At 68.7% G+C, this 21669-nt stretch carries 25 protein-coding genes and 1 tRNA gene; 10 read left to right on the forward strand and 16 right to left on the reverse strand.

The genetic code is table 11. From position 1 onward, the window contains the following. Window positions 1–113: 113 nt before the first annotated feature. A complete protein-coding gene (locus ACFXK0_RS05675) occupies window positions 114–980 on the reverse strand; it encodes a M23 family metallopeptidase (RefSeq protein ID WP_379408629.1) in 867 nt (288 codons plus the stop codon). Between the two features lie 269 nt (window positions 981–1249). On the opposite strand from ACFXK0_RS05675, the gene ACFXK0_RS05680 reads away from it, so the two are divergent. Together ACFXK0_RS05680 and ACFXK0_RS05685 are read left to right on the forward strand one after the other, a co-directional pair. Continuing rightward, window positions 1250–2281: a nitronate monooxygenase gene (locus ACFXK0_RS05680; RefSeq protein WP_379408630.1), complete on the forward strand. Its 1032-nt coding sequence runs from the start codon at window positions 1250–1252 to the stop codon at window positions 2279–2281. Between the two features lie 74 nt (window positions 2282–2355). Further along, window positions 2356–2748, forward strand: coding sequence for an SCO5389 family protein (locus tag ACFXK0_RS05685; RefSeq protein WP_379408631.1), 393 nt, complete (start codon window positions 2356–2358; stop codon window positions 2746–2748). Between the two features lie 51 nt (window positions 2749–2799). On the opposite strand, the gene ACFXK0_RS05690 is transcribed toward ACFXK0_RS05685, so the two are convergent. From ACFXK0_RS05690 to ACFXK0_RS05700, 3 genes are all read right to left on the reverse strand, one after another. Further along, a complete protein-coding gene (locus tag ACFXK0_RS05690) occupies window positions 2800–4437 on the reverse strand; it encodes a long-chain fatty acid--CoA ligase (protein ID WP_379408632.1) in 1638 nt (545 codons plus the stop codon). Window positions 4438–4548: 111 nt separating this feature from the next. After that, the gene (locus tag ACFXK0_RS05695; RefSeq protein WP_379408633.1) at window positions 4549–4929 is read right to left on the reverse strand and encodes an ArsR/SmtB family transcription factor; all 381 of its coding nucleotides are present in this window, start codon (window positions 4927–4929) and stop codon (window positions 4549–4551) included. A gap of 24 nt (window positions 4930–4953) precedes the next feature. After that, window positions 4954–5553, reverse strand: coding sequence for a TetR/AcrR family transcriptional regulator (locus tag ACFXK0_RS05700; protein ID WP_379408634.1), 600 nt, complete (start codon window positions 5551–5553; stop codon window positions 4954–4956). Between the two features lie 72 nt (window positions 5554–5625). Between ACFXK0_RS05700 and ACFXK0_RS05705 the strand changes: the two genes are divergently transcribed. Together ACFXK0_RS05705 and ACFXK0_RS05710 are read left to right on the forward strand one after the other, a co-directional pair. Continuing rightward, window positions 5626–6765, forward strand: coding sequence for an acyl-CoA dehydrogenase family protein (locus ACFXK0_RS05705; RefSeq protein ID WP_379408635.1), 1140 nt, complete (start codon window positions 5626–5628; stop codon window positions 6763–6765). Window positions 6766–6863: 98 nt separating this feature from the next. Continuing rightward, a complete protein-coding gene (locus ACFXK0_RS05710) occupies window positions 6864–7619 on the forward strand; it encodes a DUF1542 domain-containing protein (protein WP_379408636.1) in 756 nt (251 codons plus the stop codon). Between the two features lie 133 nt (window positions 7620–7752). On the opposite strand, the gene kstD is transcribed toward ACFXK0_RS05710, so the two are convergent. The 3 genes from kstD to ACFXK0_RS05725 all read right to left on the reverse strand — a co-directional run bounded on the left by kstD (window position 7753) and on the right by ACFXK0_RS05725 (window position 10757). Continuing rightward, on the reverse strand, window positions 7753–9426 hold the full coding sequence (gene kstD, locus ACFXK0_RS05715) for a 3-oxosteroid 1-dehydrogenase (RefSeq protein ID WP_379408638.1): 1674 nt from the start codon (window positions 9424–9426) through the stop codon (window positions 7753–7755). Continuing rightward, on the reverse strand, window positions 9423–10013 hold the full coding sequence (locus ACFXK0_RS05720; RefSeq protein ID WP_379408639.1) for a TetR/AcrR family transcriptional regulator: 591 nt from the start codon (window positions 10011–10013) through the stop codon (window positions 9423–9425). Before ACFXK0_RS05720 ends, kstD begins: the two co-directional genes overlap by 4 nt. Before the next feature lie 108 nt (window positions 10014–10121). Continuing rightward, complete coding sequence (locus tag ACFXK0_RS05725; protein ID WP_379408640.1) at window positions 10122–10757, reverse strand: hypothetical protein; 636 nt, start codon at window positions 10755–10757, stop codon at window positions 10122–10124. 192 nt (window positions 10758–10949) lie between these two features. Here ACFXK0_RS05725 and ACFXK0_RS05730 point away from each other — a divergent pair. Beyond that, window positions 10950–11025, forward strand: a tRNA-Arg gene (locus ACFXK0_RS05730). Between the two features lie 32 nt (window positions 11026–11057). On the opposite strand, the gene ACFXK0_RS05735 is transcribed toward ACFXK0_RS05730, so the two are convergent. The 5 genes from ACFXK0_RS05735 to ACFXK0_RS05755 form a co-directional block, all read right to left on the reverse strand. Beyond that, the gene (locus ACFXK0_RS05735; protein ID WP_379408641.1) at window positions 11058–11420 is read right to left on the reverse strand and encodes a nucleotidyl transferase AbiEii/AbiGii toxin family protein; all 363 of its coding nucleotides are present in this window, start codon (window positions 11418–11420) and stop codon (window positions 11058–11060) included. Further along, window positions 11393–11806, reverse strand: a complete 414-nt coding sequence (locus ACFXK0_RS05740; RefSeq protein WP_379408642.1) for a nucleotidyl transferase AbiEii/AbiGii toxin family protein — start codon at window positions 11804–11806, stop codon at window positions 11393–11395. The genes ACFXK0_RS05735 and ACFXK0_RS05740 overlap by 28 nt, the downstream gene beginning before the upstream one ends. Further along, the gene (locus tag ACFXK0_RS05745; protein ID WP_379408643.1) at window positions 11803–12441 is read right to left on the reverse strand and encodes a type IV toxin-antitoxin system AbiEi family antitoxin; all 639 of its coding nucleotides are present in this window, start codon (window positions 12439–12441) and stop codon (window positions 11803–11805) included. Before ACFXK0_RS05745 ends, ACFXK0_RS05740 begins: the two co-directional genes overlap by 4 nt. A gap of 79 nt (window positions 12442–12520) precedes the next feature. Then, the gene (locus ACFXK0_RS05750; protein WP_379408644.1) at window positions 12521–12919 is read right to left on the reverse strand and encodes a PPOX class F420-dependent oxidoreductase; all 399 of its coding nucleotides are present in this window, start codon (window positions 12917–12919) and stop codon (window positions 12521–12523) included. A 31-nt stretch (window positions 12920–12950) separates the two neighbouring features. Next, window positions 12951–13427 carry a DUF1772 domain-containing protein gene (locus tag ACFXK0_RS05755; RefSeq protein ID WP_379408645.1) on the reverse strand — a complete coding sequence of 159 codons (477 nt, stop codon included), beginning with the start codon at window positions 13425–13427 and terminating at the stop codon, window positions 12951–12953. A 190-nt stretch (window positions 13428–13617) separates the two neighbouring features. On the opposite strand from ACFXK0_RS05755, the gene ACFXK0_RS05760 reads away from it, so the two are divergent. The 5 genes from ACFXK0_RS05760 to ACFXK0_RS05780 all read left to right on the forward strand — a co-directional run bounded on the left by ACFXK0_RS05760 (window position 13618) and on the right by ACFXK0_RS05780 (window position 19470). Beyond that, entirely contained in the window at window positions 13618–14280 is a 663-nt protein-coding gene (locus ACFXK0_RS05760; protein ID WP_379408646.1) for a HEAT repeat domain-containing protein, read from the forward strand. Beyond that, entirely contained in the window at window positions 14274–15284 is a 1011-nt protein-coding gene (locus ACFXK0_RS05765) for a MerR family transcriptional regulator (RefSeq protein WP_379408647.1), read from the forward strand. The genes ACFXK0_RS05760 and ACFXK0_RS05765 overlap by 7 nt, the downstream gene beginning before the upstream one ends. Window positions 15285–15730: 446 nt before the next feature. Next, the gene (locus tag ACFXK0_RS05770; RefSeq protein ID WP_379408648.1) at window positions 15731–16840 is read left to right on the forward strand and encodes a cytochrome P450; all 1110 of its coding nucleotides are present in this window, start codon (window positions 15731–15733) and stop codon (window positions 16838–16840) included. A gap of 336 nt (window positions 16841–17176) precedes the next feature. Continuing rightward, a complete protein-coding gene (locus ACFXK0_RS05775; RefSeq protein WP_379408649.1) occupies window positions 17177–19093 on the forward strand; it encodes a nitrate- and nitrite sensing domain-containing protein in 1917 nt (638 codons plus the stop codon). After that, a complete protein-coding gene (locus ACFXK0_RS05780) occupies window positions 19090–19470 on the forward strand; it encodes a DUF742 domain-containing protein (protein ID WP_379408651.1) in 381 nt (126 codons plus the stop codon). Before ACFXK0_RS05775 ends, ACFXK0_RS05780 begins: the two co-directional genes overlap by 4 nt. A 57-nt stretch (window positions 19471–19527) precedes the next feature. Here ACFXK0_RS05780 and ACFXK0_RS05785 read toward each other — a convergent pair whose 3' ends face one another. The 4 genes from ACFXK0_RS05785 to ACFXK0_RS05800 form a co-directional block, all read right to left on the reverse strand. Beyond that, window positions 19528–19707, reverse strand: coding sequence for a hypothetical protein (locus ACFXK0_RS05785; protein ID WP_379408652.1), 180 nt, complete (start codon window positions 19705–19707; stop codon window positions 19528–19530). 45 nt (window positions 19708–19752) lie between these two features. Continuing rightward, on the reverse strand, window positions 19753–20037 hold the full coding sequence (locus tag ACFXK0_RS05790) for a hypothetical protein (protein WP_379408653.1): 285 nt from the start codon (window positions 20035–20037) through the stop codon (window positions 19753–19755). Between the two features lie 69 nt (window positions 20038–20106). After that, a complete protein-coding gene (locus tag ACFXK0_RS05795; protein WP_379408654.1) occupies window positions 20107–21333 on the reverse strand; it encodes a type II toxin-antitoxin system HipA family toxin in 1227 nt (408 codons plus the stop codon). Continuing rightward, window positions 21326–21565 carry a helix-turn-helix domain-containing protein gene (locus ACFXK0_RS05800; RefSeq protein ID WP_379408655.1) on the reverse strand — a complete coding sequence of 80 codons (240 nt, stop codon included), beginning with the start codon at window positions 21563–21565 and terminating at the stop codon, window positions 21326–21328. The genes ACFXK0_RS05795 and ACFXK0_RS05800 overlap by 8 nt, the downstream gene beginning before the upstream one ends. Window positions 21566–21669 lie beyond the last annotated feature (104 nt).

Below are 21669 nucleotides of genomic sequence, written 5' to 3' on the forward strand. Positions count from 1 at the left end.
AGTATCGGCTCGACCCCGGGCGTTGTTGCCGGTTCAACAGCAAAGTGACGGGGGTCATAGCCAACCACCCGTCACCTGCGCACGCGGAGGATTCCGCGTGGTCAACGCTCAACTCAGTGCGCGGAGGGACCCCACTCCAGCGGCACGCCCTTGGAGGCGAGGTAGGGCATCGGGTCCATCTTGGCGCCGCCCTGGTCCCAGATCTCCAGGTGCAGGTGCGGGCCGGTGGACTGGCCGCGGTTGCCGACGGTCGCGATGACATCGCCTGCGTTGACCCGCTGACCCTCGGTCACCAGCATCTCGTTCACGTGGCCGTAGACCGCGGTGGTGCCGTCGTCCTGCAGCACCCGGACCCACAGGCCGAAGCCGGAGGCCGGGCCCGCCTCGACGACGGTGCCGCTGGACACCGAGTGGATGGGGGCGCCGATCGAGTCGGCGAAGTCGATGCCGTAGTGCATGGCGCCCCAGCGGGAGCCGAAACCGGAGCTGATCGGGCCGGCGACCGGGCGCACGCTCTGCTGCGGCGCGACCTGGTGCTGGATGCCCTGGATGATGTCCTCGACCTGGCTCAGCGGGCCTGCGATCTCGGGCGGCAGGTTGCCGATGCCGAACGGCGCGGCCACGGGGGCGGCGGCGATCGGGGCGGCGACGGCGTCGGCCTGCTGCACGGGGACCTCGGTGTGCGCGGCGACTTCCTGCGCGGCGACCAGGTTCACTTCCTGGCGGACCGACTCCGGCACCACGGAATCGGCGACGTCGTCGTTGGCCGTCGGCAGCAGCGGGGCCGCGTAGGCGATGGCCGGGGCGACCTGGGCGGCGATGCCGACCAGTGCGCCGGTGGCGACGGCCGCGCTGGCGGCGACGCGCACCCGGTCGGTACGCGACGGCTCGGCGCGGTGCCTGCTGGGCCGCCCGGCCGCTCCGTCACCCAGCAGGGTGCTGACGGAGATGGATTCGGGGCCCACACGGTGCTGCGACAACGTTTCGTCCTAGCGTTCCGACTACAAGGAAAACGTCACCGGCGCGAGGCCGGTCCGGGAGCCACCGAAGTGTTCCCCGGTGCCGAACTGTCTGTAACGGTTCGGCATCCGTTGTGACGGGAACTCTACTCGGCCGTGACCATTCCGCAACCTTCTCCCCCGAAAACGCAGGTAGATGACGTGTCGAACACGTGACGAAGCCATGTCGAACGGTCACATACGCCGTCATGGGGCCTGAACATCCGACCCCGTCGAGCAGACTCGAACCCATGGTTCTCGAGAGCTTGCGTGTCCCCATCGTCGCCGCGCCCATGGCGGGCGGACCCTCCACTCCCGAACTGGTGGCCGCCGTCGCGGCGGCGGGCGGATTCGGCCAGCTGGCCGCGGGCTATCTGACCGTCGACGCGGTGGCCGCCCAGCTCGCGGCGACCAGGGCCGCCACCGCCGCCCCCTTCGGCATCAACCTCTTCGCCCCCGGCCCGGCCGCCGAGCCCGCCACCTACGCGAACTACCTCGCCGAACTCGGCGCGAGCTTCCCGCTCGGCACCCCGAACCACGACACCGACGCCTGGGCCGAGAAGCTGGACCTCCTGGCGGCCGACCCGGTCGCGGTGGTCTCCACGACTTTCGGCTGCCCCACCTCGGTGGAGGTCGACCGGCTGCACGCCGTCGGCACCGAGGTCTGGGTGACCGTGACCTCGCCCGCCGAGGCACGCATCGCCGTCGACGCGGGCGCCGACGCCCTGATCGCCCAGGGCGCCGAGGCGGGCGGGCACCGGGCGACCTTCCTCGACGACCCCGCCGACGATCCGGTCGACCCACTCGGCCTGCTCACCCTCCTGCAACTGCTCACCGCCGTCACCGACCGACCACTGATCGCCGCCGGCGGAATCGCCACCGGCGCCGGGGTGGCCGGCGTGCTCGCCGCGGGCGCGCGGGCCGCCCAGCTCGGCACCGCCCTGCTGCGCTGCGCCGAAGCGGGCACCAACGCCGTGCACCGGGCCGCGATCGGTTCCACCGAGCCGACGATGCTCACCCGCGCGTTCACCGGACGCCGCGCGCGCGGAATCCGCAACCGTTTCCTGCTCGAGCACTCCGCTGACGCGCCCGCCGCCTACCCCGAAATCCATTACGCCACCGCACCGTTGCGCGCCGCGGGCCGGGCTGCGGGCAACCCCGACGAGGTGAATCTGTGGGCGGGGCAAGCACATTCGCTCAGCAGCGAGCAATCGGCAAGCGAACTGGTCAGCGACCTGGCCGCGGACACGAAAACCGCACTCCGGAAAGCACTTTCGGAATGAATCCAGGGTTATTGACAACGAATATCGTTTAGACTCGGACAGGCACACCCCGCCCCAAGCAGGAGGAGAGCGCCATGTCCCTCGATGTACCCGCCGCCTTGCTCGAACGCGCCGAACAGGGCGATATCGACGACGCGGAATTCGTCGAATGCGTCCGCACATCACTGCCGTACGCCTGGGAAGTGGTGAGCCGGGTCGCCGGCGAGCTGCGAGCAGGCGACGCGGAATTCGCCGACAACGTGGTGCCGCCGCCGGACGAGGTGGCCCGCGGCCAGCTGCTGCGCGCCCTGGCCTCCGACGCCATCCGCGGCGGCCTCGAACGCCACTTCGGCGTGAAACTGGCCTTCCAGAACTGCCACCGGGTCGCGGCCTTCCCGCTGTCCTCGGTCGGCGGGGAGACCTACACCCGCTACATCAGCCCCCGAGCCCAGCTCCTCAACCAGAGCCCGGAGCTACGCAACTGTTGACACGACACAGCGGGCGTGGAATCGATTCCACGCCCGCTGTGCTGTCCGTACTCAGCTGAGCGTGACCACGTCCAGCTCGCCCTCCGCGTACTGCGCCCGCAGCCGCTTCTTGTCGAACTTGCCGACGCTGGTCTTGGGCACCTCGGCGATGAAAGTCCAGCGCTCCGGCAGCTGCCACTTGGCGAACTTGTCGGCCAGGAAGTCGCGCAGTTCGGCGGCCTCGGCGGCCGAACCGTCGGCCAGCACGATGGCGACCAGCGGACGCTCGTCCCACTTCTCGTCCGGCACACCGATCACCGCGGCCTCGGCGACGGCCGGATGGCCCATCACCGCGTTCTCCAGGTCCACCGAGGAGATCCACTCGCCACCGGACTTGATGACGTCCTTGGAGCGGTCCACCAGGGTGAGGTAGCCGTTGGGGCTGATCTTGCCGACATCTCCGGTGCGCAGCCAGCCGTCGTCGAACTTGTCCGGGTCGATCTGCGCGCCGGTGGGCGAGTAGTAGGAGCCGGTGATCCAGGCGCCGCGCACCTCCAGCTCGCCGAGCGACTCCCCGTCGTTGGGCACTATCTTGCCATCGTCACCGACCAGCCGCGCCTCGACATTGGCCGGGAACCGGCCCTGGGTGTAGCGGTAGGCCCACGCCTCCTCGCCCTCGGCACCGGCCGGCGCGTGCGCGACACTGCCCAGCGGCGAGGTCTCGGTCATGCCCCAGGCGTGCAGGATGCGCACGCCGTGCTTCTCCTCGAACGCGCGCATCATCGACGGCGGCACCGCGGAACCACCGACGACGGCGGTGCGCAGGTGCGAGATGTCCTGCGGCTGGGCGGCCAGCGCGGCCAGCACGCCACCCCAGATGGTCGGCACGGCGGCGGCGAAGGTCGGCTTCTCGGCGGCCATCATCTCCAGCAGCGGCGCGGGCTGCAGGAAACGGTCCGGCATCAGGATATTGGCGCCCGACATGAGCGCCGCGTACGGCAGGCCCCAGGCGTTGGCATGGAACAGCGGCACGATGGCCAGCACGTAGTCCGAGCCCTGGAAACCCATGCCGTTGGGCGAGTTGACCTGCATGGCGTGCAGCCAGTTGGAGCGGTGCGAGTAGACGACGCCCTTGGGGTCACCGGTGGTGCCGGAGGTGTAACACATGGCCGCGGCCGAGCGCTCGTCGATGACCGGGAAGTCGAATTCGGCGGACTGGGCGTCGAGCAGCTCGCGGTAGGAGTGCACCCGCACGCCCTCGGGCGCGGTCAGCGCGGCGGCGTCACCGTTGACGACGATCACGTGCTCGACCGTCTTCAGGTTCGGCAGGTACTGGCCGAACAGCGGGAGCAGCGTGCCGTCGACCAGCACGACCTGGTCCTCGGCGTGGTTGGCGACGAACACCAGCTGCTCGGGGAACAGGCGGATGTTGAGCGCGTGCAGCACCGCACCCATCGCGGGCACCGCGATGTAGGCGGTCATGTGCTCGTTGTTGTTCCACATGAAGGTGCCGACGCGATCGCCCTCGCCGATGCCGAGCCCACGCAACGCGTTGGCCAGGCGCGCCGAATCGGCGCCCAGCTCGCGATAGGTCATGGTGCGCACGCCGTCGCCGGTCCAGGTCGACACGACCGAGTCGCCCTGGAAGGTGGCAGCGTATTTCAGCAGTGTGGCCAGCGAGAGCTGGTCGTTCTGCATGGTGCTCAGCATTGATGCTCCTTCGTTCCCTGCCGCGGCATGAGCCACGTCACACCGGATGCTACCGAAAAGTACGAATCGGGAGTTTGTTTCCTCCGGTGACATTCCTGCAGGTCTGTAGGGTCACCGGAAACTCGACGGTGGGTCGTGCGGTGGTTGCGCGTCCGGCCCGCGATGGTGCGCGGGCACGCCCGGCCCCGCGTGTTCGGCGTTGTACACGGCGTCGACCACCAGGCGTCGGACATGATCGTTGTCGAGGCTGTAGAAGATCGTGGTGCCCTCGCGGCGGGTCCGCACGAGCCGGGCCATCCGCAGCTTCGCCAGATGCTGGGAGACCGACGGCCCCGGTTTACCGACCCGGCTGGCGAGCTCGTTCACCGACAGTTCGGCCTCGGCCAGCGCCCACAGGATCTGCACCCGGGTCGGGTCGGCCAGCATCCGGAACACCTCGACCACCAGACCCACCTGGTCCTCGGCCAGCGGCGGACGGCCATCTGCGTTCATACGCAGATAATAGGCCCGCGCCGATCAGCGCAGCGCGAGCTCGACGAGCGCGGTCCAGTCGGCCAGCACCTGTTTGCGGCGCGCCCGGTCCCGGCCGACCATCTCGTCGAGCGTCGCGCCACGGACCAGGTTGATGGTCAGCCAGAAGGCGCTCTCCAGCCGATCGCGCGAGATCCCGGCATCGATGTGCGCCGCGCACCGGTCGAGCGTCTCGACGGTGAGATCGTGCTGTACGCGCAACATTTCGCGCCGCAGCGGTGGGTCGTTGGCGATGCCGACATACAGCTCGACCGCGGCCCGCCCGAGCGCGCCCGCGAAGGTGGCGGTGACCAGCTGCACCAGCACCGCGCCGGCTGAGGTGTCGGCCGGGAGCGCTTTCGCCTTGCGCTGCATTGCTTCTCGCTGCCGCTCGGTGAGATGACCGATCGTCTGCGCGAAAAGCTCACCACGCGTGTGGAACTGATGCAGCTGCGCGCCACGGGTCACCCCGGCGCGCGCGGTGATGTCGGCGATCGAGGCGCCCGCGTAGCCGGCCTCGGCCAGGCTCTCGATCGCGGCATCGAGCAGCAGCGTGCGCGTACGCAGGCTCTTCTCCTGATGCTTGTTCGGCGGTAGCGCGGGCATCGACCCATTATAGAGGGTGGAAATTCCGTGCTGCCTTGCACGCAATTCAGTGCTGGACGTACTGTGATGGGCATGGCTGTTGACCGGATGCTGCCCACCGACGAGGCGCGCGAGCTGATCGAACTGACCCGCGACATCGCCGGCAAGGTGCTCGAGCCACGGGTCGCCGAGAGCGAGAAGACCGGCGTCTTCCCCGATGGCGTGTTCCCCGCGCTCGGCGCGGCCGGACTGCTGAGCCTGCCGTATCCCGAGGAGTTCGGCGGCGGCGCGCAGCCCTACGAGGTGTACCTGCAGGTACTCGAGGAACTGGCGAGTCGCTGGGCCGCGGTGGCCGTCGCGGTCAGCGTGCACGGCCTGTCGTGCCATCCGCTGTTCACCTACGGCACCGACGAGCAGAAACAGCAGTGGCTGGCGGGCATGCTCTCCGGCGAAACCATCGGCGCCTACAGCCTTTCCGAGGCGCACGCCGGTTCCGATGCCGCCGCCCTGCGCTGCCGCGCGACCCCCGTCGACGGCGGCTACCGGATCAACGGCACCAAGGCGTGGATCACCAATGGCGGTCGCGCCGACTTCTACACACTGTTCGCCCGCACCGGCGAAGGCTCGCGCGGCATCTCCTGCTTCCTGGTCCCCGCGGGCACCGAGGGCCTGAGCTTCGGCAAGCCCGAGGAGAAGATGGGCCTGCGCGGCATCCCCACCACCACCGCCGCCTACGACGCCGCCTTCCTGCCCGCCGAACGCCGCATCGGCGCAGAGGGACAAGGCCTTTCGATCGCGTTCAGCGCGCTCGACGCGGGCCGCCTCGGCATCGCGGCCGTCGCCACCGGCGTCGCCCAGCGCGCTCTCGACGAGGCCGTCGCCTACGCCAAGGAACGGGAAGCGTTCGGCCGCAAGATCATCGACCATCAGGGCCTGGGTTTCGTGCTCGCCGACATGGCCGCCGCCGTCGACACCGCCCGCGCCACCTACCTCGACGCCGCCCGCCGCCGCGACGCCGGACTGCCCTATTCGCGCCAGGCCAGCGTCGCCAAGCTGGTCGCCACCGATGCCGCGATGAAGGTGACCACCGACGCGGTCCAGGTCTTCGGCGGCTACGGCTACACCCAGGACTTCCCGGTCGAGCGCTACATGCGCGAGGCGAAGGTGATGCAGATCTTCGAGGGGACCAACCAGATCCAGCGCCTGGTGATCGCCCGCCACCTCGCCGGATAGCTAACCGGCAACGCGCCTGTTACGGCCGGTCAGCGCGATCTGGCAACCGACCAGTAAACTGGACGGCATCTCGAGACCTCGACGGAAAGAGGTGCGCGATGCTGTGGTGGCTGGTCGTGATCGTGATCGTCTGCGTGGGTCTGCTGCTGTACCTGCGCGCCGAGCAGAACCGGCGCAATGCCAGGGAACTCGAGGAGGCGCAGGCCGGGGCCAGGGTGGTCATCGAGCGGCTCGGCGGGCAGGTCTACCAGCTGACACCCCGCAACGAGTCCTCGCGCCAGGCCCTGGCCGACGCCGCCGAGCGCTACAACGCCGCGGGCGCCCAGCTCGACCGCGCCACCTCCCCCACCCAGGCCGGCCTGGCCGAACAATCCGCCGTCGAAGGCCTCTATTACATCGCCGCCGCCCGCACGGCCATGGGCATGGACCCCGGCCCACCCATCCCCGCGCTCCCCGGCCAGGACGTCGCGGGCCGCGTCGACCAGCCCCGCGTCATCGACCACAACGGCCACCGCATCGCCGCCTCCCCCGCCGCCTCCCCCGGCACCCCCAACTACTATCCCGGCGGCCGCGTAGCAGGCCGCCCCGTCCCCGCCGGCTGGTACTCCGAACCCTGGTGGAAACCCGCCCTCGTAGCCGGCGCCTGGGGCGCAGGCTCAGCCCTGCTGTTCACCTCCCTCTTCGCCGGCATGCCAGGCGTCGCCTACGACACCCAAGCCTTCGAAAACGGCTCCGGCGAAACCCCCCTCGACCCACCCGACCCCGGTTTCGACCCAGACGGTTTCGACGACCCCAGCGGCTTCGAAGACCCCACCTGGGGCGGCGACCCCGGCTTCGACGGCGGCTTCGCCTGAACACACCCTGAGCCCGCTCTCGGCCCAGACATCGAGCCAGTGGATACGACTCCGGCCCCGGCGGTCTCCACGACGTGCCCCGCACCGGCAGCGGTGATGAATCACCCACTCGACCCCCGTGATTCGGGAGGCCTCACACCTGGGCGGCGTGGAGGGCGGCCAGGTAGCCGAAGACGATGGCTGGGCCGATGGTGGCGCCGGGGCCGGCGTAGGTGTGGCCCATGACCGGGGCGCTGGTGTTGCCTGCGGCGTAGAGGCCGGGGATGGGGGTGCCGTCTGTGCGGCGGACGCGGCCGTGGGTGTCGGTGACCAGGCCGCCCTTGGTGCCGAGGTCGCCGGGGACTAGCCGGGCGGCGTAGAAGGGGGCGGTGTCGAGGGCGCCGAGGTTGGGGTTCGGGCGGTTGCGGGGGTCGCCGTAGTAGCGGTCGTAGGCGCTGGTGCCACGTCCGAAGTCCGCGTCGACGCCGGTGTGGGCGAAGGTGTTGAAGCGGGCGGTGGTGGCGGCCAGTTGGCCGGCGGGGACGCCGATCTTGGTCGCCAATTCTTCGACAGTGTTTGCGCGAGTGAGGATTCCGGCATCGAACCAGCGCTTGGGCAGTGGCTGGCGTGGCGGCAGGCCGGCGAAGAGATAGCGGTTGCGGTAGCGCTGGTCGAAGATCAGCCAGGCGGGCAGGTTCTCGCCGGGGCCCTCGCCCTGTCCGTGTTCGCCGCCGTACATGCGGTGGGTGGCTTCGACATAGGGCAGCGATTCGTTCATGAACCGGTGGCCACGATCGTTGACGATGAGGCTGCCGGGCAGATTACGTTCGGCCAGACAGAACCACGGCGTCCGGGGCAGTGGGATCGACGGACCCCACCAGGCGTCGCCCATGAATGTGGTTGCCGCGCCGATATTCTGGCCTGCCCGGATGCCGTCGCCGGTATTGGCGCTCGCACCGACGGTCCAGTCGGTGCCGATGGGTTCGCGCTGATACTCCTTGCGCATGGCCGCGTTGTGTTCGAACCCGCCGCAGGCCAGGATCACGCCGCGCTCGGCGGCGATCACCCGCTCCACTCCGTCCCGCGAGACGACGACGCCAGTGACCCGATCACCGGTGACCGACAGTTCGGTCAGTGCGGTGTCCAGCAACAACGGCACCCCCGCGTCCCGCAGTCCGTGGCGCAGCATGGCGCTCAACGCCTGCCCCCGCGCGAGCAGATGCTTGCCGCGCAGCCTGCCGCCGAGCCAGCGGCCCGCGATCCCGAGCACCCGGAACGGCGCTCGAGGATTACGCAGACCCAGATGGATCTGCCGGAAGTCCGCCTGGGTCAGCACGAAATTGCGCGGCGCCTTGCCGTAATCAGGTTCCAGCGTTGCTAATTCGGCACCGAGTGCCCGCGCGTCGTAGGGCTTCGGTTCGACTGATCGGCCATGCGCCCGGCCGCCGGGAGCCTCCGGGTAGTAGTCGCTGTAGCCGGGGACCCAGCGCATTTCGAGGGGCGTGTTGGCCCGGAGGAACTCGAATGCCTCGGGCCCTCGGTCGAGGTAGGCGTCGATCAGTTCCGGGTCGACGTCCGCGCCGATGATGTCGGCGAGGTAGGCGCGCGCGGCCTCGAGATCGTCAGCGGGCGCCTGCTCCCGCAGCACCGCGTTGCCGGGTATCCACACCCCGCCACCGGACCGCGCGGTCGACCCACCCCACCGGCTCGCCTTCTCCACCACCACTGCCGACAGCCCGTGCCGTGCGGCGGTGATCGCGGCGGTCATCCCGGCCGCCCCCGAACCGACCACCACAACATCGACTGCCTCGGGAATCACGCTGTTCATACCGTCCTCCACCGGTCGGCCAGGACAGCCACGGTCGCCGCCTCCACACACACCGGCAGCGAAGCCGCCGGATTGTGCGCACTGCGCAGCCACTGCAGATAACCGAATTCGGCCGCCGCGAGCATCAAATGCACCAGCAGCCCCGGATTGCTGTCGGTCGCCGGATCCACACCCATCCGCCGCGCGGCCAGCTCCACCAGCCGCACCCGATGATCGGGCGCGATCAGGGCCACCCGGTCGAGCAGATGCGGCGCGGTCGCGAACGCGGCCCGCCACTGCTCGAGCTCCTCGCTCCCGAGCGTGGTCGACCGGGTGAGAATCGCCCGCGCCAGCGCGATGTCGACCGGCTCGCTCGCCGGCCGCTCCTCCAGCAGCGCCGCGATCCCGGTCCCCCCTTCCCGCACCGGATCCAGCAGCAGATCCTCCTTGCTGCGCACATGCCGGAAGTACGTACTCGCCGAAACCCCCGCCGCCGCCGCGATCTGCTCGGTGGTCACGTCCTCGAACCCCGACTCGGCGAACAGCGCGAACGCCGCCCGCTGAATATCGGCACGCACCTGCCGCCGCTGCCGTTCCCGCAGAGACATCCAAACCTCCCGATCCCGCGGTGACCATCCACCACCGCCTATCGAAAGTATCAACCCATCTGACAGTAACTGTCAAGAAGAATGTTTATGCCATACAGCCATGGTGGGTCAGCTCGGGGTGCGGCACTCGTCCAGTTCCGCGGCCTGCCTGCGGACTTGCTTCGGGGCGGGCAGGCGGTCGGCGACCACGCGGATGCGCGGGTTCTCGTTCTCGATCTGCTGGGCCGAGGCGGCGATGAGGTTGCGGGCGGTGGTCTTCAGGTGGTCCGCGTCGGCGGGGTCGACGGCGGCCATCTCGGTCGCGCGGGAGCGGTCCGCCAGGTCCAGGCCGTCGAACAGGAGCGTCAATTCGGCCTGCGCGGAACGCCATTCATCGGGGAACAGGTCCGGGATGGGCAGTTCGGCCGCGCTGCGCCGCGCGGTCTCGGCGGCGGTGGCGCGCGCGGACAGCATCGCCACAGCCGCGTCCCGATACTGCACCGCAGTGAGCTGCCCGGCCCCACCTTCGGCCGCCTGCAACTCGGCCCGGTAGCGGGTCTGCAAGGCGCACACCGACTGATAGAACGCGACCATCACCGCCTGCGTCCCCGGCCCCGCCGCCTCGATCTCCGAGGTGCGCGCCACCGCCGCCGGATCGGCCTGCGGCGACAGCCCCGCATCCGGATCGACCCACCCGCCGTCGACCGCGCACCCACCGAGCAGGCACACCGCGACAACCACCAGAATTCCCCGACAAACAGCCATGACTCCGTACTCCTCGCGAGAAGAACACTCCGCATGCGCACCGTCGCCCGACCGGGCGGAAACAAACCGAACGCTAGATCACCAACTCCCCCACCCCTACCCCCACACCCATTTCACATTCCGTGTCGCCCCGAGGTTGTGACCACCACACCCCCACCCGGTAGACTCCCTACTCGTCCACCCCGGACCCCCGCCTTCGTAGCTCAGGGGATAGAGCACCGCTCTCCTAAAGCGGGTGTCGCAGGTTCGAATCCTGCCGAGGGCACCAAGATATTCGCAGGTCAGACTGATGGTTGACAGTCACTCTGCCCAGCGCGCCCAGGCGTCCCGAACCACGGCGAGCGCAATCTCGGCGCTGATCGACAGCCGGGTCTGTCCAGCCAATTGGGTTGTCCAGTCGCCCTCGTCCGGTGCACGATCGAACAATTGTGGGCTGGGGAGGCGATTGGTCGGGCCATACCTCCGGTACAACTCAGCCGCAGGGCGATCGATCGCACCGATGCCGTTCAGTGCCCACAGATCCCACAGATCGCGTGGCGCGCGACGGTCGTGCCATGTCGCGGTCTTGCCGGCGACGAATGCCGGCAATGTGGGCACGCGAAGTACCGCTGGCAATACGTCGCTGTACCGCTGCTCTAGATTCCTGAGTTCGGTCGGCCACATCGGCTGCCACTTGCCGACAGCAATTGAATCTTGACCGACACACCGGATGCCGAGTGCAGACGGGCAGTGCCCGTAGCCGGGACGCTGCTCAACGACGGCGTCCATTCGAGCCGACCGTAGTTTCGAGCGACCGACCTCGGCAAGGCAGCGTCGAGTTCGGCCGACAGTATCGTTCGGTTGCCCACAGCCACCAGGTCGATGTCTTCGCTGAGCCTGCCGGTCGCCAGGTGTGTACGGGCGAGCGCAGTTCCACCGATGAAAAGCAGACGGTCTCCGAAGTCGCTACTGAGCACCGCCAGCAGGTGGGAGATCAGGTGGTCTCGGTCGACCTGTTCCGGGGACACGCCGAATTGAGCTGCGACACTGTCCCGTTCGTCGATGTTCATTCCACCCAGCCTTCCGCACGTCGAAGTGCCGCGCGGAGTCGCTGGTCCGCGGCGAGCTGCGCGAGTCTCGCCGGATCGCTGCGGCGGTAGAGCGTTTCGATGGCCTGCCGAACCTCCGATTCGGCGTTACCCAGTTGGGGGCGCCGGGCGAGATCGAGAACGGTCTGTTCCGGCGTCGTGACCAGCACCGGGCCGAGCGGGGTCTCGACGCGCTCCGCGTCGAGCACTTCGGTATCGCGGCGGACGAATCGAACTCGCGCCGGGCGATCGGCCAGCGCGATCGGCCGATGCTGGCCAGGAACCGCGATAACGACGGTGGCGAGGGCGCGCGGCACCGCCCCCAGCACGCGGGCCGCGCTGATTCCCATGAGGATCGCGTGATCTGGGCCGAATATCGAGGTCGCGATACCCGCGGCGGCTGCTTCGAGGCCGGGGAGCCAGGTTCGGCCGACGCGGTCCGGTGGAACGATGATGTAGTAGCCGTGTGCGACGCGGTGCAGCACGCCTCGATCGACGAGCCGCGCGATCTCGGGTCGCGGCTGGGCGTAGATCTCGGCCAGATCCTGCGGCCGGAGGGTTCGAAGCGGCACTCGCCAGAGTTCGGCGGGCAGCGCGGTACCGCGATGTTCGGCCATAGACACCTCCTCGAAGAGTATGCATTTAGTTGGCTTTAACCCAACTAAATGCATAGTAAATGACTGCTTCGCGCCTCGACTACTCCGCGCGGCGGCTGGTGAAGTCGAAGGATCCGCCGTCTATGCCCCAGGAGATGATGCGGTCGGGGTGGATTCGGATGATGGCGCGTTCCTGGGGTGGGAACGGGGGTTCCTCGTTGTCGAGGGCTTGGGCTGTGCCGCGGATTTCGAGGCCGCGGATTATGTAGGGGTCGAGGGAGACCTGCTGGTCGATGACGAACGAGACTCGGCTGCCCGCTTCGACATTGCGGTATTTGCGGGTGGCGCGCATGCGCATGCCGCCGATGTCGATGGTGCCGTCGGGGTTGACCCGGTAGCTGGTCGGGTTGTTCTGGACGGTGCCGTCGGGTGACACGGTGGCCAGGCGGCCGATGCCGGCTTCGGCGAGGAACTGCTGCTCGTTGGCGGTGAAGCTCATGTCGGTACTCCTCGGGTCGAGATCGGGTGGTTCAGAACAGGACCAGGGTGGCGCACAGGCCGGCGATGGCGAGGAACTGCAGGCCGACGCGGTATTTCAGGATGCTGTCCCATTTGTCTTGCAGCGCACGGGCATCGGCGGGAATGACGCCACTCAGCGCGGCGGCGGTCTGCCTGGTGTTGATCGGCTTGGCGACGCGGACATAGAACGCGAGCCAGGTCAGCAGGGCCGCCACCGCGATTCCCGCCGCGACGGCCGCGCCGGTCTGCCCGGCCAGCAGGGCGATCAGCAGGGTGAGGACCGCGGTGACCACGCCGCCCGCGCCGACGATCGGCATTCGTTTGTCGCCGTAGTAGTGACCCCAGCCCGCGCTCAGGGTCACGGTCGCGTCGTCGAGTTTGCGGTACACCGACCGCGTGATCACCGCCCCGCAGACATCGGTGCCATAGACGACGGCATTGGCGAGAACGGCGACGGTGGCGATGATCTGTCCGGTCAGTACGAGCATTTCGGCTTCCCTTCTCAAGAAATCTAGCAGCGCTAGGAACTGAAGCAAAGGTAGCAGTCCGATCGCTAGATTGTCTAGCGCTGCTAGCTATCGGATTTCCGCGACACACCCCCGGCATGGCGATGCGGTGGCGAGTGCTTGACCTTGACACAGTGACAACGTCTTCACTGGATGCCGGAGGTGGTTCCCCATGAACTCGACGTCAGGAAAATCCGTGGACCCGCGACTGCTCGACGCGCTGAGCGCAACCGATGCGTCGACCCGGCTGCAGGCCACACTGGCCGCGGGCACGCGCCCCGACCCCGCCCTGCTCGACACACTGATCGACCGCTGCGCCGTGGAGCCGGACTTCTACGTCCGCGACATGCTGACCTGGGCACTGACCCGGCTCCCCGCCGAGCTGACCGTGCCCCGGCTGCGCACCGAACTGGACTCCGACCGCACCCAGGCCCGCAGCCAGGCCCTGCACACGCTGTCCAAGATCGGCGACCCGGCCGTCTGGCCCGCGATCACGCCCGCGCTGCTGCGCGACCCCGACGACGAGGTGGCGCGCAGCGCGTGGCGGGCCGCGGTCGTGCTCGTGCCCGACGACGAGCGCGCGGCACTGGCCGGCGAACTCGCCACCCAGTTCGCGCGGGGCGATCGGGAGGTCCGGCGCAGTCTGAGCCGGGCGCTGGCGGCGCTGGGCGAGGTGATCGTGCCGGTGCTGCGCCGGGCGGCCGGCAGTACCGACCCGGAGGTCCGCGCGCACGCACAGGCCACCGAGCAGCTGCTGCGTGACCCGGACGCCGCGTTCGATCTCGATGTCGACGCGGCCAAGCGGGTCGCGGCACTCGACGGGGCCCCGTGCTGATCGGCGAGGTGGCGCGGCGTTCGGGAGTCAGCTCCCGGATGCTGCGCCACTACGACTCGCTCGGGCTGGTGCGCCCCACCGGACGCACCGTCGCCGGTTATCGCCAGTACGCCGATGCGGATATCCGGCGCATCTTTCACGTGGAAAGTCTTCGCTCCCTCGGTCTTTCGCTGCGCGAGATCGCCGCGGCGCTGGCGGAGGAGTCCTTCGCGCCGCAGACGCTGGTGGCCGATCTCATCCGGCGCACCGAGGAGCGGCTGATCCGCGAGCGCGAACTACTGGAGCGGCTGCGCGCGGTCGAGGGCGCCGAACCCGACGACTGGCGCGATGTGCTGCGCATCGTCGAGCTGGTGCGCACGCTCGGCTCGGCCGACCCGCCACGCCGTCTACAAGCGGTGCTGAACCCGGCCGCGAACGAGCCGGTGCCGACCGACCTGCTGGCCGCGGCGGTGCTCGCCGAGACCGAACCCAATATGGCCGGCGCCCTGCGCTGGGCGCTCTCGCGCGCCGGCGACGACGGCTTGGCCGCCCTCGCGGCGGGGCTGACCTCGCCCGATGCCGAGATCCGGCGCCGGGCCGTGCAGGCAGTGGCCGAGATCCCCGGCGACGCCGCGACCGCACTGCTCACCGCCGCCCTCGACGACCCCGCCGCCACGGTCCGCGCGCCCGCCGCCCTCGCCGCCGGTGCGCGCGGGGTGAGCGCGGCCGAACCGACCCTGGTGGCCATGGTGGTCGCGGGCACCAATGATGTCGACGCGGGCGAGGTACTGGGTGCGCTCTCGCAGGACCCGGAATCCGCCGATCGCATACTCGGCGCTCTGAACCACGCGCTGACCACCCACGAAGACGCCGACATCCGGATCCGGCTCGTCCAGGCTCTGGTCGAGCTGCCCGGCACCAGCGCTCTCGCGACTCTGCGGTCACTGAGCGCGGACGCCGATCCCAGCGTCGCCCTGGTCGCCACCGCCTTCAGCGACCTGGTGGCCGCCAGGGAACACTCCTGAACGACTCACGGTCGTCGACCCCGGTAGCGAAGGGCAGGGTGTGGCGACCTCGGGCGTCATCGCCCGGCGCGTTCGGTCTCGCACATGAAGACTTCCGCCGCCGACGCGGGCAGCAGCGCGACCGGGAAACTGACCGATCGACCGGCGTAAACGTGCAAAGTGATCGACCGACCCCCCTATTTCGCGTGTTCAGCGGTCCGATTGCACGAAAATGCCAGTCAGATCAGTACACTGAGCGCATCAGGGCGCCCCATCTACTCGGCCGGCACCACCGGAATTCCGCCGAGTCGGGCGCCGGATGGGGGCGAAACGATGACCTACACTTTCGATCTCAACGGCCCGGCGGTGATCGCCGACCCCTATCCCAGCTACGCCCACCTCCGCGCACAGGCACGATCTACCATTCGCCGCACCCGGATCTGTGGATCGTCAGCCGATACGACGACGTGCGCACCGTAGTGCGCGACGCGCAACGGTTCTCCTCGCAGGTCTCCGCGATCGGCTCCGATCCGTTCAACCCGCGACTGGATCCGCCGCGATGGCTGACGCGACCGCTCGCGCGGATTCCAGCCATGCGGGTACTGCTCACCAGCGATCCCCCGGACCATACGATGTTGCGGCGCAAGGTGAGTCGCGCGTTCACCCCGCGCCGGATCGCGGCGTGGGAGCCGCGTATCCGCGAGGTCACCGCCGCGCTGGTCGACGACATGCTCGCCGCCGACCGGCCGCTGGATCTCATCCGCGATCTGGCCTCGCCGCTGCCCGCCACCATCATCGCCGAGCTGCTCGGCGTGCCGCCGCAGCGTCAGGACGACTTCAAACGCTGGTCCGACGGACTCGTCGACGGCCTGCTGACCGGCGGCAGCAGATCGGCGATGATCCGCAGCGCGATCGCCATCTCCTGGTTCTTCGCCCGGACCATTCGCGCCCGCCGCCGCGATCCGGGCGCCGACCTGATCAGTCTGCTGGTCACCGGTGACGGCGAAGAGGCCCTCACGCTCGCCGAAACGGTCAACTTCTGCATTCTGCTGCTCGTCGCGGGCCATGAGACGACGACCAACCTCATCGGCAGCGCGATGCTCGCCCTCTTCGATCGCCCCGCTGTGCACCAGCAGGTCCGCGATGATCCGGCGCTCGCCGGCGCTGTGGTCGCGGAGGCGCTGCGGTTCGACGGGCCGGGGCAGGCGCTGTTGCGGGTCGCGATCGAGGACGTCGAACTGGGCGGCACGACCATCCCGGCCGGCGCCCACGTGCTGCCGCTGGTCGGCTCGGCGAACCGCGATCCCGAACACTGGCCCGACCCCGACGACTTCCGGCTCGAACGCCCGAACATCCAGGACCACCTGGGTTTCGGCGCAGGCATCCACTACTGCATCGGCAATGCGCTCGCCCGCATGGAAGCCACCGCGGCCATCGAGGAGATCATGCGCCGCCTGCCCGGCCTCGCCCCGGCCGGACGACCCGAGCGCATCGCCAGCCCGGTCCTGCACGGACTGCGTACCCAGCCCGTGCGCATCACCCGACCGGCAGCCGCCCTCGCCGATGAGATGGAGTGAACGAATTCTGTCTCCCGCCGCGGCGAATTGTACCGGCGAGTAGCCCCGATCGGCCCTAGTCACACCTATCGCCACCGCGAGCTAGCTTGACACATAGGCATTTTCGGTCGCACAGTTCCCCCGCCGAAGATCCTTCGGTTCGGTTACTCTCTCGGCGAGGACGAGCGTGTCGCAACGTCGATGGTGACGGGGGCACGCAGCGGAGCGCGCGGGGCGGCTCCGGGAGCGGAAAGTTTCGGCGTGAAGATCTGGCACAGTTCGTGGTTGAGAAATGTGTGGTCCGGGGGGCGCGGAGTGCGCGGCCGGGTCAGTGTGCGGATTCGCCTCCTATCCATTGTGCTCATCTCCAGCGTCAGCCTGCTGGCCATCGGTGGTGGCTCCGCGATCTACCTGGTGGACTCGGCGTCGGAATCCACCGAGTGGGCGGATCTGGCGGCCAGTACCACCGCACCCGCCGTGCTGATGGTGTCGGCGTTCCAGGAGGAACGCCGGTTGTCGATGCTGCGCCTGGCCGGTGACCTGGCGGTGGCGGCTCCCCTCGGGGTGGCGCGGCAGCGGTCCGACGAGGCGCTCGTCGAGATCTGGAACAAGGGTGACGCCGCGCGCGAGCTCGACCCGGACGGCTCCGGCGGCGATATCGACGCCTACCAGCAGCTGTTCGCCATGGTGCCGAAGCTGCGCACCGGCGTCGACACCGGGCAGGTGCCGCCGGACCAGGTGTTCGGCTTCTTCACCCAGGTCATCGGCACCATTGTCGCGGCCTCGTTGCTGGCCGCGCGGGTGGCGCCGGAGGCGAAGGTCGCCATCGAACTGGGTTACGCCGTCGAACAGTTGCGGGCCGCCGAGGCACTCTCGCAGGCCGACACCATGGGTTCGGTGGCATTGGCGCACGGCCGGATGTCGGCCGCCGAACTGCTCGCGTTCGGCCGCAAGGTCGGCGAATTCCGCGGCGCGACCACCTACTCCGGCACGGTGCTGAAGGGCACCCGGCTCGACCAGCTCAATGCCATCACCGCGAGTGCGCAGTGGCAGCAGGTGACCGCCATGCAGGACGCGATCCTGACCCGCGGCCCGGTGACCAGCGATGATGACGACGCGGCGCTGCCGTTGACCCTGGCCCAATGGCAGGATGCCAGCCGCTTCGTGAACCTGGGGCTGCAGAAGCTGTGGCAGGACCAGAGCAGTGACGCCCAGGCCATCGCCCGGACCCAGGGTGAGGAAGCCTCGCGCAATGCGCTGATCGGCGGCGCGCTCGTCGCGCTGGTCGCGATCGGCGCCTTCCTGACCTCGCTGCTGCTGGCCAACCGGTTCATCGCCCGCATGCGGCGGCTGCGTCACCAGACGCTGGAACTGGCCGACGACCGCATGCCCGACCTGATGCGACGGCTCGAAGCCGGCGAACAGGTGGAGGCCGACGCGGAGACCTCGACACTGGACTTCGGCACCGACGAACTCGGCGAGGTCGCCGACGCGTTCAACCGCGCGCATCACGCCGCGGTGTCGGCGGCGATCGGCGAGGCGCAGACCAGGGCCGGCATCAATACGGTGTTCCTGACGATCGCCCACCGCAGCCAGGTCGTCGTGCATCGTCAGCTGGCGCTGCTGGACCGGGCCGAGCGCGAGGAGGTCAACGCCGAGCAGCTCGAACTGCTGTTCCAGCTCGACCACCTGGCCACCCGCAGCCGCCGCAACGCCGAGAACCTGATCATCCTCGGCGGCGAGCAGCCCGGCCGGCGCTGGCGCAACCCGGTGGCGCTGATGGACCTGGTGCGCGGCGCCATCGCCGAGAGCACCGAGTACACCCGCTGCCAGACCAAACCGGTGCCGGACGTGCGGATCGCCTCGCACGCGGTGGCCGACGTGATCCACCTGCTCGCCGAGCTCATCGACAACGCGACAGCGTTCTCGCCGCCGGAGACCCAGGTGATGGTCTCCGGGACCGTGGTCGGGCGCGGCGTGGTCGTCGAGGTCGTCGACCAGGGCCTCGGCATGCTGGAATCGGAATACAGCGAACGCAACGCGATGCTGGCCGATCCCCCGGACTTCAGCGTCGCCGCGATGTCGGGCAACTCCCGGCTCGGGCTGTTCGTGGTCGCGAAACTGGCTGGGCGGAACAAGATCTCGGTGCGGCTCTCGGAATCGGAGTACGGCGGGACGCGCGCCGTGGTCTTGATCCCGTCGGCACTGGCCGAAGCCGCCGACCTCTCGTCCCCGATCTCCGGCCAGTTCCCCGCTGTGTCGCGACGCGCATGAGTGACGAACGCGAACACTGGTACGAAGAGGACGCCGGTCCGATGGTGCGCCTGTTCGCGGTCACCCGCGGGCGCGGCCGGACCCAGCGCGCCGAACTCGACCTGACGACGCTGCTGGTCGACGCGGGCGCGGGCACCCGGCTGCGCCGCGCCGAACCCGAATACGCGGCCATCGTCGACCTGTGCCGCAGCCCGATGGCCGTGGCCGAGGTCTCGGCGCATCTGAAGCTGCCGCTGAACCTGGCCAAGGTGCTGATCGCGGACCTGATCGAGGAGGGCAGGCTGGTCGCCCGCGCCCCGCAGCTCACCGCGGTCGGCACGCCGGATCTGCAGGTGCTGCGGGCCGTTCTCGCGGGCATCCGCCGGATCGACACCTGAGCCGCTCTTGTCCGCGCCGCCCCACGAGCCGGGGCGGCGCAGTCGAGGTTCGCGACGTCAGTGCGAGTAGTCCCGGAAGGTCATGATGCCGCCGACCAGGACAACCATCACCGTGAGGATATAGACGGTGACGCGCACCCAGGTCGGTCCGGAGAAACTGACCGCCATCGATGCACCGAGCGCGGCGAGAATCAGCACCACCCCGTAGAACGGTGTGCGTTGCTCCCTGTCAACCATTCCTCCAGTGTCCGCCGCGACATCGCAGGTGGCAATGCGCGAGCGTCAACTCCCGCTCAGCAGGGCGATGATCGTGGCCGCGGTGCCGGCGAACACCACCAGGGCGGTCACCTTCCCCACGATCGCGCGGCGGGCGGGCGGGAACAGCAGCGGTAACGCGGCGACGGTGAGGGCGGCCGCCGGCATCGCGAACACGGTGCCGAAGATCAGGGCGTAACCGTGCGGATCGGTGAGCGGATCGGTCAAGAGCCGGGAGACGAGCACCATGACCACCAGCCGCAACCAGAACAGGCCGGCCACCACACCGAGGCAACCGACTACGACAAACACGGCGCGCTGCATAGGCCCTCCCGCACCCATCACACCAGAAAGCCACCACCGCCGCATCCCGTCGACTGATCACTCCTCCCCCGCCCCACGACCTTCCACCAGATTGGTGGCGAAGCGGGTGATGTCGGCGACCAGCCCCGGATACGCGCGCGGATCCGGCCGTTCGGCGCTCGCCACCTCCAACACCACGGCGAGCGTCTCGTCGACGATCTCCGCCGCCCAATCCAGCCCCCACTCCCGCGCTTCGGCGAGCAGATGCGCGCGAGTGATCGCCCGATGCCGGTACTCGCGATCGATCGCGAGCGCCATCTCCCCGTCGATAGGCTGATGCGCTTGGGGCACAACGTCATAGGCGGGCGCGAGACTCATCGAGCCGTCCCGGTGGTGCAGAAGAGAAATGTTCTTCGCGTGCATATCCAGATTGCCGATGGCGACCGCCAACGTCGTCATCCGCAACAACTGCGCCATTCCCGCCCGATCACCGATCGAAGACAGCACACCCGCGATCCGGGCAGCGCTGACCCGCCCACCCAGCTTCTGATACTTCTGATCCCCGCCCGCCCCGAGCACCTGATTGAAGTCCTCCTGATGGATACGACCGGCATCAGGAGTTCGGTCATAGCGTTCGATCACCAACGCCGGAACCGCCGCGAATTCCTGTATCTCGGTACGAAATTCGGCCAGCCCGAGCGCGCGAGCGAAACGGGAACCGTATTCCTCGTCATAGATGACCGTGGGGTGATCACGCGACTCCGGCTTGAGGATGTGTGTCGACGGATAGCCGTCGATCACCTGATTCCACCCGTCAGCGGTCCGCGCGAGCACGATCTTGTCTTGCACTCCTGCCAGCGAGGACTTACCACTGACAGGTTTGTTACCCAGCGGATGATGGTGCGTATCGGTCAGTAGATGAGCAACCCCCTGGTCCGTAAGCGGTTCCAGTGCTGGGCTTTTCGGCTCACCAGGGCGGTCGGGGTCCCAGATCTGCAACGCACCGGCGATGTCGCGCCCGTACCTTCTGAGCAATCCGACGACATCGCGTTCGAGTAGATCGGCCTCAGCTGCCATTCGTGTCAGTATCCGCCCTTCGGGGAGCAGCTCACGAAAGAAGTTCTGCCGCCGGTCTTTGCGCGGACGGGTTGCGATCGCCGCCAACGGGATAGCGGCAGACAGAATCGTGCTGTCGATGCCGAACTCGGCAACCGCCGACTGATCGGCGATGAAATCGAAGTTTCGCCAGGTGCCGATCACTGTTCCGATTCGGGTGTCATACAACTCGACGACGAGGTCAGCCACGGTGGTCCCGCGGTTCGATCGTTGCGGTGAGTTCCATCCCGGTTTCCCGCATCACAGCGAACAGCCGATCGACATAGATCGACGGCTTGCCCGACTCGATCTCCCAGATATAGCGCTGGGTGGTGCCGAGCCGCTCAGCGAGCTCACGTTGACTGAGTCCGCTCAGCAACCGAGCCTGCTGCAGGATTCGGCCGAGCGATTCCCCACTGGTCACCTTGCCCGTGTAGGCCACAACACCTCCTTGACTACCATTTAGTAGTCAAGGTACGTGACTACCTTTTCGTAGTCAAGCTCCGTGACTACTATTTGGTAGTCATACGCGGCCGATGACATGCC

The organism is Nocardia sp. NPDC059177, from assembly GCF_042755165.1.
GTDB lineage: Bacteria > Actinomycetota > Actinomycetes > Mycobacteriales > Mycobacteriaceae > Nocardia.